The 17,629-nt window shown below is 58.6% G+C and carries 16 protein-coding genes; 14 read left to right on the forward strand and 2 right to left on the reverse strand.

What is annotated here, in order from left to right:
• Positions 1-32: 32 nt before the first annotated feature.
• From rplK to IC40_RS0108975, 6 genes are all read left to right on the forward strand, one after another.
• Positions 33-461, forward strand: coding sequence for a 50S ribosomal protein L11 (gene rplK, locus IC40_RS0108955; protein ID WP_030134391.1), 429 nt, complete (start codon positions 33-35; stop codon positions 459-461).
• A 66-nt stretch (positions 462-527) separates the two neighbouring features.
• Positions 528-1,244 (forward strand): 50S ribosomal protein L1, encoded by a 717-nt coding sequence (rplA, locus tag IC40_RS0108960; protein WP_030134392.1) that lies wholly within the window; start codon positions 528-530, stop codon positions 1,242-1,244.
• Between the two features lie 113 nt (positions 1,245-1,357).
• Positions 1,358-1,519: a hypothetical protein gene (locus IC40_RS27795; protein ID WP_157837308.1), complete on the forward strand. Its 162-nt coding sequence runs from the start codon at positions 1,358-1,360 to the stop codon at positions 1,517-1,519.
• A 51-nt stretch (positions 1,520-1,570) separates the two neighbouring features.
• Positions 1,571-2,440 carry a glucose-1-phosphate thymidylyltransferase RfbA gene (rfbA, locus tag IC40_RS0108965; protein ID WP_030134393.1) on the forward strand — a complete coding sequence of 290 codons (870 nt, stop codon included), beginning with the start codon at positions 1,571-1,573 and terminating at the stop codon, positions 2,438-2,440.
• 2 nt (positions 2,441-2,442) lie between these two features.
• Positions 2,443-3,438 carry a dTDP-glucose 4,6-dehydratase gene (gene rfbB, locus IC40_RS0108970; protein WP_030134394.1) on the forward strand — a complete coding sequence of 332 codons (996 nt, stop codon included), beginning with the start codon at positions 2,443-2,445 and terminating at the stop codon, positions 3,436-3,438.
• Positions 3,439-3,449: 11 nt separating this feature from the next.
• On the forward strand, positions 3,450-4,883 hold the full coding sequence (locus tag IC40_RS0108975; RefSeq protein ID WP_030134395.1) for a sugar nucleotide-binding protein: 1,434 nt from the start codon (positions 3,450-3,452) through the stop codon (positions 4,881-4,883).
• A 23-nt stretch (positions 4,884-4,906) separates the two neighbouring features.
• Here IC40_RS0108975 and IC40_RS0108980 read toward each other — a convergent pair whose 3' ends face one another.
• Positions 4,907-5,869, reverse strand: coding sequence for an endonuclease/exonuclease/phosphatase family protein (locus IC40_RS0108980; protein WP_030134396.1), 963 nt, complete (start codon positions 5,867-5,869; stop codon positions 4,907-4,909).
• 62 nt (positions 5,870-5,931) lie between these two features.
• Positions 5,932-6,432, reverse strand: coding sequence for an arsenate reductase/protein-tyrosine-phosphatase family protein (locus IC40_RS0108985; protein WP_324604725.1), 501 nt, complete (start codon positions 6,430-6,432; stop codon positions 5,932-5,934).
• Positions 6,433-7,611: 1,179 nt separating this feature from the next.
• On the opposite strand from IC40_RS0108985, the gene IC40_RS0108990 reads away from it, so the two are divergent.
• The 8 genes from IC40_RS0108990 to IC40_RS0109025 all read left to right on the forward strand — a co-directional run bounded on the left by IC40_RS0108990 (position 7,612) and on the right by IC40_RS0109025 (position 17,625).
• A complete protein-coding gene (locus IC40_RS0108990; protein WP_276203165.1) occupies positions 7,612-8,880 on the forward strand; it encodes a sugar transferase in 1,269 nt (422 codons plus the stop codon).
• Between the two features lie 295 nt (positions 8,881-9,175).
• Entirely contained in the window at positions 9,176-10,312 is a 1,137-nt protein-coding gene (locus IC40_RS27205; RefSeq protein ID WP_081843410.1) for an NAD-dependent epimerase/dehydratase family protein, read from the forward strand.
• A complete protein-coding gene (locus IC40_RS27800; RefSeq protein ID WP_138158167.1) occupies positions 10,309-11,361 on the forward strand; it encodes a WaaS/CpsH family glycosyltransferase in 1,053 nt (350 codons plus the stop codon). The genes IC40_RS27205 and IC40_RS27800 overlap by 4 nt, the downstream gene beginning before the upstream one ends.
• Before the next feature lie 697 nt (positions 11,362-12,058).
• Positions 12,059-12,718, forward strand: a complete 660-nt coding sequence (locus tag IC40_RS27805; RefSeq protein ID WP_157837309.1) for a glycosyltransferase — start codon at positions 12,059-12,061, stop codon at positions 12,716-12,718.
• Between the two features lie 66 nt (positions 12,719-12,784).
• Positions 12,785-13,903: a glycosyltransferase family 4 protein gene (locus IC40_RS27215; protein WP_081843367.1), complete on the forward strand. Its 1,119-nt coding sequence runs from the start codon at positions 12,785-12,787 to the stop codon at positions 13,901-13,903.
• 138 nt (positions 13,904-14,041) lie between these two features.
• Positions 14,042-14,902: a glycosyltransferase family 2 protein gene (locus tag IC40_RS27220; protein ID WP_081843368.1), complete on the forward strand. Its 861-nt coding sequence runs from the start codon at positions 14,042-14,044 to the stop codon at positions 14,900-14,902.
• Positions 14,903-15,060: 158 nt separating this feature from the next.
• Entirely contained in the window at positions 15,061-15,951 is an 891-nt protein-coding gene (locus tag IC40_RS28555) for a glycosyltransferase (RefSeq protein WP_420896602.1), read from the forward strand.
• 258 nt (positions 15,952-16,209) lie between these two features.
• Positions 16,210-17,625: an oligosaccharide flippase family protein gene (locus IC40_RS0109025; protein WP_030134401.1), complete on the forward strand. Its 1,416-nt coding sequence runs from the start codon at positions 16,210-16,212 to the stop codon at positions 17,623-17,625.
• Positions 17,626-17,629 lie beyond the last annotated feature (4 nt).

Raw genomic sequence — 17,629 nt, forward strand, 5'->3', positions numbered from 1 at the left:
GCTGGGCCCAAGAGAGAAGGAAAAACCAGAGCATGGCCCCGAAGAAGAAGGTCACCGGGCTCATCAAGCTCCAGATCCAGGCCGGGCAGGCCAACCCTGCCCCGCCCGTGGGTCCGGCGCTCGGTCAGCACGGCGTCAACATCATGGAATTCTGCAAGGCGTACAACGCCGCGACGGAGTCCCAGCGCGGCAACGTCATCCCGGTGGAGATCACGGTTTACGAAGACCGCAGCTTCACCTTTGCGCTGAAGACCCCGCCGGCCGCCAAGCTGCTGCTGAAGGCAGCGGGCATCCAGAAGGGTTCCGGCACTCCGCACACCACCAAGGTCGCTGAGATCACTTGGGATCAGGTGCGGGAGATCGCCGAGACCAAGAAGGAAGATCTGAACGCCAACGATATCGACGCCGCCGCGAAGATCATCGCCGGCACCGCCCGCTCCATGGGCATCACGGTCAAGTAAAACCAAGCAACTCGTGGGAGGGCCCGCTTCGGCCCGCCAACCACACCCTCTGAACTGGAGACACCAATGAGCAAGAGCAGCAAGGCCTATCGCGAGGCCGCCGAGAAGGTGGACCGCGACAATCTCTACACCCCGTTGCAGGCGGCCCGCCTGGCCAAGGACACGTCGTCGAAGAAGCAGGACGCGACCGTCGAGGTCGCCATCCGCCTCGGCGTCGATCCGCGTAAGGCAGACCAGATGGTGCGCGGCACCGTCAACCTGCCGCACGGGACCGGTAAGACCGCGCGCGTCGCGGTGTTCGCCGTGGGTGAGAAGGCCGAGCAGGCTACCGCTGCCGGCGCCGATATCGTCGGCAGCGATGACCTGATCGAGAAGATCCAGGGCGGTTTCCTGGACTTCGACGCGGCCATCGCGACCCCTGACCAGATGGCCAAGGTCGGGCGTATCGCCCGCGTGCTGGGCCCCCGTGGCCTGATGCCGAACCCGAAGACGGGCACCGTGACTGCCGATGTGGCCAAGGCCGTCACCGACATCAAGGGCGGCAAGATCAACTTCCGCGTCGACAAGCAGGCCAACCTGCACTTCGTGATCGGCAAGGCGTCGTTCGACGCCGAAAAGCTGGCCGAGAACTACGGCGCCGCCCTCGACGAGGTGCTGCGTGCCAAGCCGTCGTCGTCGAAGGGTCGCTACCTGAAGAAGGTCACCGTCTCGACCACGACCGGCCCCGGCATCCCCGTGGATCCCTCGGTCACCCGCAACTTCACCGCGGACGAGCAGGCCTGAGCCCGCTTCCCCAGTTGAGCTGAATGCCCCCGCACTTCGGTGCGGGGGCATTTTGCTGCGCGTCGGACGACGGCGTGACCGGGAATCATGCTGCAACGCTTAGGATCGGCCCGGTGAGTGGCGAAATCTGTCGGTGCGGGCATGAGCGTGCCGCGCACAAGCACTATCGTCCCGGCGCCGAGTGCGCGATGTGCCCGCCGGGGGAGTGCACCGGCTTCCGGCGCCCCGGGGTGCTGGGGGTGTTCCTGGGTTGGGTGCGCGGGGGACGCCGTTGAACAGGTAAGCACTTCCCGGTGGTTTCCGCCTGACTGTGTCACCATGTGCCGGTGAGGGGAATCATTCTGGCCGGTGGATCGGGTACCCGCCTGCACCCGATCACGGTGGGGGTCTCCAAGCAGCTGGTCCCGGTCTATGACAAACCCATGGTGTACTACCCGCTGACGACGTTGATGTTGGCGGGGATCCGCGACATCTTGGTGATCACCACGCCCCACGACGCCGACCAGTTCCATCGCTTGTTGGGCGACGGCTCCCAGTTCGGAATCTCCATCAGCTATGCGCAGCAACCCTCGCCGGATGGGCTCGCCCAGGCGTTCACCATCGGGGCCGATTTCATCGGCAGCGAGAAGGTGGCGCTGGTGCTGGGCGACAACTTGCTGTACGGGCCCGGCCTTGGTGCCCAACTGTCGCGGTTCTCGGACATCGATGGTGCAGCGATCTTTGCGTACTGGGTTTCTGACCCCGGGGCTTTCGGTGTGATCGAATTCGACGGGAACGGATTGGCGGTGTCACTGGAGGAGAAGCCGGCACACCCAAAAAGCAATTATGCGGTGACTGGTCTCTATTTCTATGACAACGAAGTCGTTGATATCGCAGAGGGTTTGACGCCGAGCGACCGCGGTGAGTACGAGATCACAGACGTGAATCTCGCCTATCTGAAGGCAGGCCGGCTGTGCGCAGAGGTGCTGCCGCGTGGGACAGCGTGGCTGGACACAGGCACTTTCGACGCGATGACCGATGCTGCCGACTTCGTCCGCACCATGGAGCGGCGTACCGGCCTCAAGATCGGATCTCCGGAGGAAGTCGGCTGGCGACAAGGCTATCTGTCCGACGATGATCTACGGGTGCGCGCCGAGAAGCTGGTCAAGTCGGGGTATGGGCAGTACCTCTTGGAGTTGTTGAGCAGGGGTCGATAGTCGTGCGACTACTCGTCACCGGCGGCGCGGGCTTCATCGGTTCCAACTTCGTCCGATACGTCATCGCCAACACCGACTACAACGTCACGGTCCTGGACAAGCTCACCTATGCGGGGAATCGCGCCTCACTGGCCGAATTGCCGGGCGGACGAATGGAATTCGTCCACGGGGATATCGCGGATGAGGTTCTTGTCGACCAGCTGATGGGCGCAGTAGATGCCGTCGTGCACTACGCCGCCGAGTCGCACAACGACAACTCCCTGCATGATCCGGGCCCGTTCCTGCACACCAACCTGGTGGGCACGTTCACGCTGCTGGAGGCCGCGCGCAAGCATGGGACGCGGTTCCATCACATCTCCACCGACGAGGTGTACGGCGACCTTGAGCTGGATGACCCGGCCAGGTTCACCGAACACACGGCGTACAACCCGTCCTCGCCGTACTCCTCGACGAAGGCCGGCAGTGATCTGCTGGTACGGGCCTGGGTGCGGTCCTTCGGTGTCGCGGCGACCATTTCGAACTGTTCCAACAACTACGGCCCGTATCAGCATGTGGAGAAGTTCATTCCACGCCAGATCACCAACGTCCTCAGCGGAAGACGTCCGAAGCTGTACGGCGCGGGTCAGAACGTACGAGATTGGGTCCACGCCGATGACCACTCGTCGGCGGTCCTGACGATCCTGGAGCGCGGTCGCATCGGCGAGACCTACCTGGTCGGTGCCGACGGTGAGCGGACGAACAAGGACGTTGTCGAACTCGTCCTGTCCCTGATGGGCCAGCCCACCGATGCTTACGACCATGTCACCGATCGGGCGGGCCACGACCTGCGCTACGCCATCGATTCGACGAAGCTACGCCAAGAGCTCGGATGGACGCCACGCTACGGCGATTTCGAGCTTGGACTGGCCGCCACGATCGAGTGGTACCGCGACAACAAATTGTGGTGGGAAGCCGCGAAAGACGGTACCGAGTCGTTCTACGCGACCCTCGGACAGTAGGGCCTGTAGCTGTGGCGAAGTACGGAAAAGAACTGTGCGCCAAGACCACTCAGATCCCAGGTTTGATCGTCTGGGACCTGCCGGTACACGGCGATAATCGCGGCTGGTTCAAGGAGAACTGGCAGCGCGGGAAAATGGTGGCAGCCGGGCTGCCGGATTTCGGCCCGGTGCAGAACAATGTGTCCTTCAACGAGGCCGCTGGCACCACCCGCGGTATTCATGCCGAACCCTGGGACAAGTTGATATCGGTGGCCACCGGCCGGATCTTCGGTGCCTGGGTGGACCTGCGTGAGGGACCTACCTTCGGTGCCGTGCACACCGCCGAGATCGACCCCTCGCGAGCGGTGTACGTCCCGCGCGGGGTGGGCAACGCCTTTCAAACGCTCGAAGACGGAACCGCGTACATCTACCTGGTCAACGCTCACTGGCGTCCAGATGCCCGATACGCGCCTGTCCATCTCGCTGATCCCACGTTGGCGATCGCGTGGCCGATCCCCTTGGCTAACGCCGAATTGTCCGAGAAGGACCGCAACCATCCGGCCCTCAGCGACGTCCGTCCGGTGACTCCGCGAAAGACACTCGTGCTGGGAGCAGCTGGTCAGGTGGGTCGAGCGCTCCGCGGGGCTTACGCGGGTGCCCGTCACGTCGAGTTCGCCGAGCGCTCCGAGATCGACCTCGGCGTAACCGATATCGAGACAGCACGCACGTGGAGCGAGTTCGACACGATCATCAACGCCGCCGCCTTCACGGCGGTGGATGCGGCGGAGACAACGGAGGGGCGAGCGGCGGCGTGGGCCGCCAACGTCACCGGTGTACGTCAGCTTGCAGCAGTAGCGGCCGAGCATCGGATCACGCTGGTGCACATATCGAGTGATTACGTGTTCGATGGGGAATGTGAGCGGGCCTACCGCGAAGATGACCCGATCTGTCCGCTCGGCGTGTACGGACAGACCAAAGCAGCGGGCGATCAGCTGGTGGCGACCGTCCCGCAGCACTACGTGGTGCGGACGTCGTGGGTGATCGGCGACGGGAACAACTTCGTCCGCACCATGATGTCGCTGGCAGAACGCGGCATCGACCCATCGGTGGTAGATGACCAGCATGGACGCTTGACGTTCACCGATGAGATCGCCCGCGCGATTCGTCATCTCGTGGACAACAGGGCGCCCTTTGGGACCTACAACGTGACCGGCGGCGGGCCGGCAATGACATGGGCAGACATTGCTCGGCAGGTTTTCGAGATGGCCGGGCACGATCCTGCACGGGTTGGTGCGGTCAGCACCGACGTTTATTTCGCATCGTCGAATGCACCGGTGGCGCCGCGACCGCGTAACAGCGTGCTCGATCTCACCGCGATCGAGAGCCAGGGCTACGTGGCCCAGGATGTCCAGAAGACACTGGCGGAGTACGTGCAGGGACTCCAGAACGGTATGGCGCCCAGGTAGCGGCCGGGAGGGCGCCCGCGGTGTCAGGGGTTGTCTGGGTTCACCGGCAACGCGACGGTGGCCAAGAGCGCCCGGTGGTCGGAACCGGGCACGTCGACGGTGTGGATGGACATCGCCGTGGAGTTGCGGGTCAGCACATGGTCGATCGTGATCAGGGGCGGGATGCGCGGGTGCGGTGAGTACGTCGGGCCGAAGCCGGCGCCGGTCTGGCGGACCGCCTCCTGGTATCCGACGTCGAGCAGATCGCGGAACTGACGCATGTCCACGGTGCTGTTGAAGTCGCCGGCGATGATGACCGCGGCCGGACCCGCGGCCTCGGCGTAAGCAGCGAACTCGGACCTGGCGGCGGTGATCTTGCGATTCCAGTCGGCGAAGGTGTTCTCATCGCCGGCGATGGGAGACATCAGGTGGACGCTCGAAACGATCGGATCCTGTTGAACACCCGGGATGGTGAGGCGGGCCGCCGCTGAGTTGCTTTCATATTTGGAACTCGACAGCGGGGCGATGGGATATCGGCTCCAAAGTCCGATACCGCCCGCTCCCGGCCGCGGTGTCAACGACGCGTATGGGAACGTCCGGCCAAGGCCGGCCTGATTGAATTTATCGACGGCTTCGGCCGTCAGTTCCGACACAGTTATGACATCTGCACTGGTGTTGGCAAGTTCGACGAAGAAAGCCGGATCGGCCTGTCCATAACGCAGGTTCGAGGACAGAACCCGGATAGTCAGATGTTGGTCGGTGTCGGCTGTGTGTCCGCCGAAGTACCAGGGAAACTGCACGGCGATGGTTATGGCCAGGATGGCCGATGCTGCGAGAACTAGAAAGACTCGTCGGCACAAGGACAGCATCAACACTGCGGCCAGGACTCCGAAGGGCACATAGGGGAGGCTGACGACGGCGAGCAGGGCTGGCAGGTTCGATAGGGGCAGCGCCCGGATAAGCACTGCGATGACGGCGTAGACGAGCGCCGATAGGGCGAAAGCCATGGTCAGAGGCGCGCGCCGGGTCCAGGTGGGTCCGCGTCGGCGGTCTTTGGTACGCAAAGCCATTAAGAGCGGCAAAGTTCTAGTATCGGCGGTACCGCCTCGGCGATCTGGTCGCCGATCGCGGCGAACACCGCCGGACTTTGGCCTATCGGGTCGCTGATATCAATGGTGTCGTTCGCCCTGATGTACGGCCGAAGGTTAGCGAGGTCTGCAAGTGTCCGTGCATTTTGCTCGGTAACCAACCGTGCCGCCTCGAGCAGGGTGAAGGTCCTATTCAGTCTCTGCGGAGCGATCCCGAGGACGGTGTCTCGGTGGGCTCTGGTCATGGTGAGAATGAGGTCTGCGCCTGTCGCGATTCTCCCGGTGAGGTGCCTTGCAGCAAAGTTTGAAGGGTCGCCGCCCAGGGTTACGAGCACGTGTTCGGCATCAGGATGAAATGGGTGTCCGACCACCGCTCTGGTGCCCGCGCTGGATGCCTCGAACTCGGCGACTCCGGATGCGGCTGCTCGGGCTCTCGACAGGCGCTCGGCAGTTGGTGACCGGCAGATATTGCCGGTGCACACAAAGAGGACGTGCAGGGAAGTGCTCCTTCCGGGTGGTAGCGCGAACTGTCTTCGCGTACATTGCCTTTCATTGTTGGTCGTGCACCAGTATCGGGGTGGATGCCGCGTTGCGCCAGCGGTGTGTGTTTTGCACGCATTGGTTCAAGAATGGCAAATTTGAGGTGGGCCAGTTCCGTAAACAAACGACCTCCCGTTGCGGCCTATCGGATGCGTACCGTCCGTGGACCGAGACGGTGTTCAGAAGATCTCGTGAAGACACGTCTGGTTGATGTTCGGAGCCTGCTACCGGCGACCAGTTGTGTCGCCCAGTGCGAAGTTTGCTGACACACCCTGGTCGAGTTGGGTAGTCGCGGGCTACGGCAAGTGCTGGTCGAGCGTGTGAGCCGCGAAGGGTGAGTGAAGTGACAAAGCGGGAGCCAGTAGCTGGTTCCCATAGCAAATTTTGAAATGCCTTCTTTGTGTACGGTCGTGCAAAATTGACGCGCACGAAATCCGCTCGTGTACTCCGATCGGCTGACCAGTATGCGAAATAGCCCGTGACCAGGTCATATGGTTTTCTGCTGTAGGTGTCAACCACGTTATCTGGGTTAAGTCTTCAAAAATTCCGGCAAGTGGCTGTCCGTCGACCCGAAACAGCACTAACATCCTGCTCAATGGATCTTCAGCCGGTTCCGGTGGCGCCAGCGATCAGTGCAATTACCGATTGCGGCACATGCATACCGCCAGCGGACCTGGGCAAAGTTATGGCAGGCAGCGACAGGGGGTCGTCAGCGTGATGCACGATGTGGGGATCGGATCTCGGCCGAGGGGTTGCGCCACGAGAAATCGAGTTGTGGTGACGGTGGATTGGCATTTGCCGACTGACGTGGCCGTAAATAGCAGTGCGGACAGGGTCGGTGCCGGGCGATGACGGTGGTCGATCCAACTCCATTGGCTCTGCATCTAGACAACCGGGACGCGACGGTCGCCCCGAAAGCGCTTAGCCCAACATCGAGCACGCTTTCTGCTACGGCTGAGGATGTCGCGGACCAGCTGCTCGTCGGGCCTCTTCCGCGTGGGCGAATTGCTTCGAGTTCGACAGATGGCTCTTCGCGCCGGCGAGAGCGCTCTGTTGAGCGGCAGCTGCGAAGAGTCCGCGCCTGGATGGTGGTACCTGCGGTCGACTTCCTGATGCTGACGATGCCGCTGTTATGGCGCCCACCGCAGCCTCTAACGGTTCTAACTATGGCAGTGCTGGGCACACTGTTGTTGAGCGGTGGAGCGCGCTACGTGGCCCCTCTCCATCAGAGCGTCTTGGACGATTTGCCCACTATCGTCACCCGGCTACTTGCGACCGTCGCCGCAGTTGCCGCGGTCGTCCTGCACTTGCACGCGAAACCCCAGGTGCTTGTCTTTATCGAAACTGCTTGTCAAGCGGTCGCGTTGGTGATCGTAGGTCGCGTTGTCACTAGTCGATTGGTGGCTTTCGGCCGCAAGCACGGGATTGCCAGGCATCACACCGTTCTGATCGGAGGTGGACGAACTGCATTCGAACTTGCGCGGACTCTATGCGACCATCGCGAATACGGGCTAGTGCCAGTCGGTTTCGTCGACGATGAAGCCGATGCGCGCATGCTGGACGTGCTGCCACGACTCGGTCGTCTTGCCGATCTCGATATGGCCCTGATTACGACTGGGGCTGACACGATCCTGGTTGCCGATGGCGAATTCGATGAAACAGCGCTGATTGAAGCTGTCCGCTCGAAGGCGGGGTTAACGGCCGAGCTCCTCGTAGTGCCTCGCTTACATCACTTCCACACGCTCACCGGCACCGCCGACCATATTGGTTCTATCCCGATCATGCGCATCCGTAACCCCAATCTGCGTGGCCCGGCGCGCATCATTAAGCGTGTCTTCGATGTAGGTGCATCAGGAGCGGCCCTGGTGGTACTGGCACCGGTACTGGCGGCCGCCGCACTAGCTGTGCGATTGGAGGGTGGCCCGGGAGTCATCTTCCGCCAGGTTCGCGTTGGCCGAGACGGAAAGCAGTTCGAGCTGCTCAAGTTCCGATCCATGCGGCCGGCAAATGAGGTCGAGTCGCAGACTCAGTGGAACGTGGCGGCAGATAGTCGCGTGGGGACAGTAGGGAAAATCCTTCGATCAACGTCTATCGACGAACTCCCGCAGTTGTGGAACATCTTCCGGGGAGACATGACCGTGGTAGGCCCCCGGCCCGAGCGGCCACACTTCGTTGAACAGTTCTCTACCCAGTACGACCGATACGCACATCGCCACCGCGTGCAAGTGGGCCTCACAGGGTTTGCCCAAGTCAGCGGCCTTAAAGGCGACACATCCATCGCCGATCGCTGCCGCTACGACAACTTCTACATTGAGAACTGGTCACTTTGGCTCGATATCAAAATCATTATTCGGACATTTCGTGCGGTTGTATTATATCGCGAACGATAGGCAAGGTTCCATCGAGCTTCGACTACGAACGTGATGCACAGCTTGTATCGTCAAGGTTTTCTTCGACAGTTTGCATTACATGCTCTTCCAGCAGTTGGCAAAATTGTCGGTTCATTATTCCGCGCCTTCCGAAAGGCGTCGGCAAACAAAGGCTGCCTAAAGGACTGCATCGATCGAAATGCACCTTTCCACGTAGACAACTCGCCTCGGGTCGCCAAATCGACATCTGTTTTAAAGCGGCAGCGCGTGAGTGCGGTTGCACATCGGCGAGCAGGCGAGACAGAGGGGTAGTGGCGTGAAACGTATCCTCATCACGGGTGGAGCCGGATTTATTGGGTCACGGCTGGCCAACAAGTTGCACACCCTTGGCCACGCAGTGACAGTTCTTGATTGCCTATCGCCGCAGGTCCACGGGTCAAATCCTTCCAGTAGTGAACTATTGGAGGCAGCAAAGCGCGGCGGCACAGTTATCGTTGGCGATGTTACTGACCGTGACGTACTTGCCGAAGCGCTGGCGGGCCAGGACGTAGTCATCCATCTTGCAGCTGAAACAGGTACTGGCCAATCGATGTACCAGATCGAACGCTATTGCCGAGTGAATGTAGGCGGTACTGCGCTGCTACTCGACATTCTGGCTAACGACCCAGAGAGATCTGTGAAAAAGTTGCTTGTGGCTTCGTCGCGCTCAATCTATGGCGAGGGACGATATCTGAGTAAAGAGCTGGGCTACGTCTATCCGAAGTGCAGAACTGAACAGGATCTGCTGTCGGGCCGATTTGAGCCTACTCATGAGAACGACATATCTGGACTCACATTGACCCCGACCACGGAAGATTCAAAAATCCATCCCTCTTCGGTATACGGGATAACAAAGCACACGCAAGAGTCGCTCGTTATGACTGTCGGTCCGACAATTGGTATTGCGCCAGTCGCGCTTAGGTATCAAAACGTGTACGGCCCTGGCCAGTCGCTTGCCAATCCATATACCGGCATCTTATCTATATTTTCAACGTTGATTCGGCAAAGTAAGAGAATAAATGTATTCGAGGATGGGATGGAAAGCCGCGACTTCATATTCATAGACGATGTGGTGAATGCAACCTGTCTCGCGGCACTACGTGCCGAGGCAGACGGCAGGGTCTTGAACATCGGAAGTGGCGTGGGAACGACTGTGCTCGAGGTCGTGGAAGAGCTGATGTGCGCCTACAACCGGCGTGTTCCGGTGGACGTAACGGGAAATTTCCGTCTCGGCGATATCCGTCACAATGTCGCGGACATTACTCTTGCTCGGAATGTGCTTGGATTTCGACCTGAAGTCAATTTTCGCGAGGGAGTTCGACGCTTTGCCGAATGGGTCCAGAGTCAAGAAATAGCAGATGGAGGGTACGAAGCGTCGTTGGACGAAATGCGTGTCCGGAAGCTACTAAAGTGAAAGAAGGTCCGTTTAGAGCTAAAGCTCTACTCATCACTCCTTCATTCTTCGGATACGAGCGGGATATAGTAGCTGAACTTGAACGGCAAGGATTTCAGACAACTTTTCTAGATGAGCGTCCGTCAAACGGATCTGTCTTAAGGGCGGTACTTCGTGTCCGGCGCGGCTTGGTCAAGGACCTCGTGGAGAAGTACTATAGAGAGCAATGGCAGCACTTAGCGCTTGAGCCATTTCAACTGATTATTGTTATAAAGGCAGAGGTCGTACCGGGATGGTTTCTGGACGGGTTGCGGCAGGCGAACCCGGGCGCGCGAATGGTCTTCTACAGCTGGGACGCTATTTCAAGTGTAAAAAACTGTACGACGGTTTTTGACTATTTCGACGAGCTATTTAGCTTTGACTCTGACGACGTGGAAAAGTGGGACAGATTCGAGTACTTGCCACTGTTCTATTGCTCCGAATTCGACGCGAAATCTGATTCGAGTAGGCTCAAAAGCCGGAAGTGGGAACTGAGTTTCGTCGGCACTCTACATTCCGAGCGCTATCTCTTCGCACAGAGTCTTTTTGCAAGACGCCGAAATACGTTTGGCTTCTTTTATGTGCAGGCAAGATGGCTTTTCGCCATTGAGAAGTATGTAACGCGAAAAAATTCGCACGTTCCCTGGGGTAGTGTCTCGTTCCGGAAGCTGAGTCGCAAGCAGGTTGCGCAGATATTCCGCGCTTCTCAAGCGGTGCTTGATATGCCGCGCGATGGGCAATCGGGACTGACAATTAGAACATTCGAGGTGTTGGCTTCGGGGGCTGCTTTAGTAACTACGAATACTGCCATCACACGTGAACCGTTCTATGATCCGAAGCGGATAGTAGTGCTGCCAGGCTCGATCGGCGAAATCGATTTGCAAAACTTGAGTAAGCAATTGGAAACCATAGATACTGGGTCGGGTCCGCCACCTTGTTTTGAACAATATTCATTAAGTTCTTGGGTTCGCAGGCTATCTGGTCCCAAGTCGCCAGCAGGGATCAGCGGATGCGCCAATTCTCAAAACTAGGTCAGAAGGTCGTTCGAAGCGCGCCCGCGCTGGCCCGTGCGATCCAGCTGAACTGTCCGGGTAGGAGATCTATCGTCGCGACGTGCCGTCAGGGAGCTGATAATGCTGGCGGCAAGTGCGACGTGCTGCCGGGACATTGGTTGAGTGTTGCTTGTATCTTTGGTCTACGCGACTCCTCGCATTTTCGGAAACGCGTGCATTCGCGTCTGTGCGGCGGTCGCTCGTCGAGGATTTTCGCACGATGAGATATGAGCATCAACGCAAGAATAAAAACCCAGACATCCAATCTCTGGGTAGTCGTATTTCTGTAATTGGCCCGCTTCCGCCACCTGTTCACGGTCAATCTGCGGTGACCTACCGTGTGGTTTCACGGCTTAAGAGGCGGAGTTCGAGCGTCCGTATCGCCAATACGAGTCAGGGGACGTCTTGGGGTTTGACGAAAATTATCGTGAAGCTTGGGCGTGCACTGGCTGCGATGTGGGCATTACGGATGTCCGATGATGTCGTGTATATCGCAGTAAATGCCGGGCAGGGCATGTGGCTCACTGTCGTACACGCGACTCTGGCGAGAGCTGGCGGTGCGCGGGTAGTTCTCCATCACCACTCATATTCGTATGTACGTGCGCGGAAGTTTCGGATGGTTGCGCTGGCTCGGGCTGCTGGTCCGCGGGCATGCCATATCGTCCTCTCTCGCACGATGGCACGCGATCTCAGGCTGGTGACACCCGAGGCCGTGGAAACTTTGGTGGTAGGTAACGCAGCCTTGGTGGATCAGGAGCTGCTCGAGCTTCCGTTGAAATCGCCCGGGCCTGTGGTGCTAGGGCACATGAGCAACCTCTGCATTGAAAAAGGTCTTAGCGAAGTCGTCGACCTAGCTATCTCTTTGAAAAGAAGCGGTCATATTTGTCGCCTTATTGTCGGTGGCCCGGTGGTCGATGATAAATCGCGGCAACATCTTACCCGCGCAGCTGCGGAACTCGAAAGCTTTTTTGAGTATCGTGGTGAGCTTCATGGAGAAGCTAAATCAATGTTTTTCTCCGAGGTCACGCATTTTGTATTTCCAAGTCGCTACGTGCACGAAGCGGCTCCGCTAGTGCTTTATGAGGCTCTCGCTGCGGGTGTAGTCTGCGTGGCAACTCCGCAGGGATCCATCGCTGAACAGCTGGCCTCTAGTCCGTCCTTCGTTGCCAGCCAGGTGGAATCCTTCGGGGACGAAGCGCTCACATTCATGAAGACGGCTGAAGTCGGACGTCGCACTTCGTACGACTCCAGGAAGGCATATCTCGATGCACTGCAGGTAGCTGAAGGTCAGCTAGAAGACCTTGTCCAACTGATGGTCGCTCACGGTGAACAATGACTCATCCACTCGCACTGTTACCGCAGCTAACACAAAATTCGGTTAGAAACGGGAGAGAACCACGCCTTGAACGATGACCACGAGCAGATTGGCCAGAAGTCAATTTGGATCATCCAACCTTATGTGCCCACCTATCGCGTTGCGTTTTTTGAGCATCTCGCGGATCGACTGCGGCGCCAAGGAATCGATCTGCATGTCGCAGCTGGCTCTCCCACGGGCGAACAGGCGGAGCGCGGCGATTCAGTCCGACCGGATTGGCTGGTTCCAATCGCGACGCGAAAGATCGGACCTGCGGTGCTTTCTCTAGCCTGGCCCCACTACCGGCATTCTGAGGCGGTGATCTTCCCGCATCAGGGTACGTGGCTTGAGCTAAATGTGCTTCTGTTCTTCCGGCGCTTTATTTTCCGGTCTGGACGCGTAGGTGTGTGGGGACATATTGCGTCCTACATTGCCGATGCGAACTGCCTAGACGCCGCTATCGAACGTTGGCAACTGCGCCGAACTGACCGTGTGCTTGCCTACACTGATGGGGGAGCTGAGTATGCCCGTGCCGTTGGTTTGGATCAGTCGCAGATTACTGTTCTCGCGAATTCTATTGATACCGGCGAGCTGGAGGCGGCCCTAGACAGTATCGAATCTGAAGAAGTCAAGCAGTTTCAATTTAGGTTTGATCTGGACCCGAAGTCAACTGTGGCTTATATCGGGGGCCTTGATAAATCGAAACGCGTAGATATCTTGGTTGAAGCCTTAGAAGATCTGTGGGACGAAGACCCTAGTATTCGGGTTTTAATCGGAGGTCGGGGTGCTGACAGCGGCCTACTCGAGTTCGCCGAAAAGCGCGGCCAGGTCATTTTGCTTGGCTACGTCGGTCCCCGTGAGAAGGCTCTCATCGCTCGGACTGCGAGACTGCTCGTGAATCCCGGGCGCGTAGGTTTGATCGCCGTGGACGCACTTCTCATGGGTTTGCCGATTGTCACCGCTAGTCGTAAGTATCACGCTCCCGAAATAGAGTATCTCACAGAGGGGGAGACCTTGTTTTTCTCTGCAGAGACGGGTTTAGATCTCGCAAGAACTATCTGCTCTCTTCTGCGTGAACCACCATCTAAGTCAGCGGTGCAGAAGTTGCCGACCCTGGACAACTTTGTGTCTAACTATGTTCGGGCCGTCGAGGAAATTTTACGATAGATGGCGAGAGGGTGGACGGAATGTCCAGCTCTAGTCTTGGACCTTCTCGCCATTTTGACATTAGGGTCTTTCGCTATGGAACGAACGCTTCCTGGGTGGATGAAAGATGTTGCGTGAAGAGCGGATTGGAGTTTCGCATTGTCTCCTTACATCGAGGTTGTCATACCAACACGCAATCGCTCTGACCTGGTAGTAAAAAAGGTACTCAGTCTGCTCGAGCACCCGCGCGTCGGAGAGGTCATCGTTGTTGCCGATGGCTGCACCGACGATACGGTTGAACGTCTTCGAGGTCTGGATACTGACCGGGTTGTGGTGGTTCCTTTAGCTGAGCATTCGGGCCTGCCGGCAGCTCGCAATGCGGGTATCAGGCGAACATGCAGGGAATGGGTACTCCTTACAGACGACGACGATGTGTTGTCGGACAACTTCATCGACGAGTGCCTCGAGGTTGCGAGTGCTGCGCAGGCAGATGTGGTGGGTGCTCCGTGGCTTCATCTCGGCGCAGGCGAGGACGTACGTGGTGCCCTCGCGCGAACGCCGCGCCGCGGGCCGGGTCCCGAGATTGACCGACCATCAACATTCCCTGCGTCGCGATGGCATACGAATATCTGGTTTACCCCGAACATGTTGATCTCCCGAAGAGCCGCCGGACTTTTCTTCGACGAGTCTTACAGAGGAAATTTCTATCGCGAAGATTCAGATTTTATCGTCCGCGTTGCTCGCGCGGGAATGAATACAGTAGTCGCAGGGAACGCCTACACGTACTCAGATGACAGACGTGCCGGCGGGGGGATACGCAGGGACACCCTCAACCTTCGCTTGCGATACGAATACTGGGCGGTACGTAACACTGTTCGATTTCTTCTGCGCCATGGAACGTGGCTATCCAAGGAAGGCTATGGCTGGCCCCATGCGCTGTTCATGCAGTTCGCGATAAAGCGGGCCGGGTTGTTGCTGGGTGGGCGCGTCGGGACGCTACTGGGAAGGAGCGACCTATGAGAGTTGCCCTCGTCAGTCCCAACCCGTCGAGCGACGGGGGAGGTGTTGAGCGGTTCTGTAACATGCTGCGGTCTTGCCTGGAAGTTCGTGGACACGACGCGGTGGTGGTTGGGCCAGCTGATGGTCAGACTGGCGCAGATATCGTGGTGACGAACGGTATGACTGGTTGGTCCCACGATCGAAAGGCTGTGCGAGTCCATGTCTATCATGGCTCGTGGCCTTCACATGTACTTCGTGGTGGACTCGACGGGAGCAGCCGACGGTCGTCGCTCCGGCGGTTGTTGCAAGGCGCTGTTGCCGAGTTTCGGGCGGGCGTTGGAGCCGACCGCGTCGCGGTGTCAGCTAGCGCCAAATGTGAAGTTCGACGTTGGTACGGCCTAAATTCCACGGTCATCGAGAATGGAGTCGACACCTCGGTTTTCCGTCCGGGCGACCGTGAATCAGCGAAACTTGCAGTTGGTTTGGATGTGTCTCGGCGGTACGCGTTGTTCGTCGGACGTCCCGAGAAGCGTAAAGGTGGCGTGCTTGCGCTTCAGGTTGCAGCCAAGGTCGGAGTCGATCTGCTGCATGCAGGCTATCCGCAGCTGCCGAATTCTATTTGGTTAGGAGCCCTTTCGCCAACCGAGCTCGCGACTGCATTGGTCGCGTCGGACGTCGTTATTCTCCCGTCTTTTTACGAAGGCTGCAGCTTCGCGGTGCTCGAGGCGCTGGCGTCCGGGACGCCGCTTGTGTCGACCAGTACAGGCTGGATTCCAGACCTCGTGCAAGCCGTGCCTGAATTTAACCGCTATGTTGTCCAGCCTGGCGACTTGAGCGGATTGATCTTGGCTGCGCATCGTGCGCTGGGTGATGAACCTTCAGTACAGCAGCAAGCCCATAGTGTCGTCTGCCGAGATAATAGCGTCGAGGCGTTCGGAAATCGTTGGCTGAGGTTCCTCGAATTAGCTTTGGAGTCCAGAAGTGCGCCCGAGAGAAGGCTGCTGGGCCTAAGTAGAAGTGGAACACGGTGGCGGAATCGCGGCTTAACCGACCGTGGCTCTGTGCCTTGACAGCCGGGAACTCTGTGTAGGCGCTGGGGTGCTTGAATCGAACTGAGGTGAGATGTGTTCTTGCGTTCCAAAGCTCCAAATCGGTTCTGCGGTGGGGATTAGAGGGATGTAAGCATCTTCGTCGAGTGGCAAGTTGTCGAATTCTTCTCAATTGGCTGGAAGTTTCTGTGAGTGGGGAGGTGCTTTGTGAATCCACAGCTGCCCAGCCCGCAGGCAGGGGAGCCTCGGTCGAGGCGAAATGTAGCGATCGGTTCGGCGATGCAGGCGGTTGTGCGCCTAGTCGTAGTTGTTAGCGGCGCCTTCGCCGTTGCCCTTCAGGTGCGGACGCTGACGGTCGCAGATTATGGTGTGTTCGTCACCATACTTTCAATCATCACATTGCTCTCTGCATTTACTGACGTTGGTCTCACAAACACGGCTGTACAGCGTATTGCGCGAGATCCGCTGCGGCAGAGGGTCGTAGCTGGCGGCTTACTTATAGCGCGGACTACCCTCGGTTTCTTACTTGCGCTAATTGGAGCTGTCGTAGCCCTGTCGCTCTTTCGTACCTCGGCTGACAGGCTCTCTGCAGCTCTAATGATTGCATCAATCCCGCTTGCGACTATGACTGCTTTGCAGGCAATCTCAATCGCGAGACTCCGTCTGATGCAGCAGAATCTACTTCTTGCGACGCAGGGCTTATTCTGGCTGGTCATCGTCATTGTTCTGAGCGCGACCGGCGCTGATCTGGTCATGTTTGCGGCAGGCTTTCTCTTGTCCGCGGTGCTACAAGGATCACTGGTATGGGCGATTCTGGGCCGAAAAGGGAACGTCGACTTCCGCCTCGGGGTTCGAGAGGTTCCGAGCCTTATGCGGCAAGCCATCCCACTCGGATTGGGGGGTATAGGCACAACCGCCTACTATCGACTGTCTGGCGTAATCTTGTTCGCCACAGCGGGTCCCGTCGCCGCCGCGTCCTACGCGGCAGCGTTTAAAGTGGTCGACATGCTGCAGGCAATCCCGGCAAGCTTGCTGGCGCCCTTGATTCCGCTCCTTTCAAGGGCTTTGGAGAGCAACGACGCTCGTCGAGTTGATCGCCTTTGGGATCTGGCCTCGAGACTCGCGTTATCCGTTTCGATGATGGTATCTGTCGGTGTCGCCGTCACGGCGCCACAGATCGTGACTCTGCTCTTCGGGAGCGCTTACGCGGATTCGGTGGATCTGCTGCAGGTAGTTGTACTCGGTTTCATCCCTATCTGCCTAGGCTGGGTCGCGACGGGAGCGCTGACTGCAGCAGGACGGGTGAAAGGTTACGCAGTAGTGACACTCAGTGTCGCAACGGGCAGTGTAGCGGCTGGCCTGATTCTCATGCCGCGTTTCGGTGCGGCTGCAGCAGCAGCGATCTCATTCGTGACCGAGATGCTCGTTGCGACTGGTCTGCTGTGGGTTTTGTGGCGTGAGACCCAGCTTCGGATACGTACATCGGTTTGGGCAAGGGCCGCGTTGGCGGCGAGCTTGATGGGCACAGCAGTGTGGTTCGTCAAGCCGCCGTTTGCCGATTGGATTCTGCTGTTAGTGCAGATCGGGGTTGGTATCGTTGTCGCCTCTGCCGCACTCTTTCTGTTGCGCGTGATCACAATCCACGACATACGAGCGGTTTTCAGCAAGAGCGATATCATGGAGAACCGAGTATGACGGG

The organism is Mycolicibacterium neoaurum ATCC 25795 (genome assembly GCF_000691525.1).
Lineage (GTDB): Bacteria > Actinomycetota > Actinomycetes > Mycobacteriales > Mycobacteriaceae > Mycobacterium > Mycobacterium neoaurum.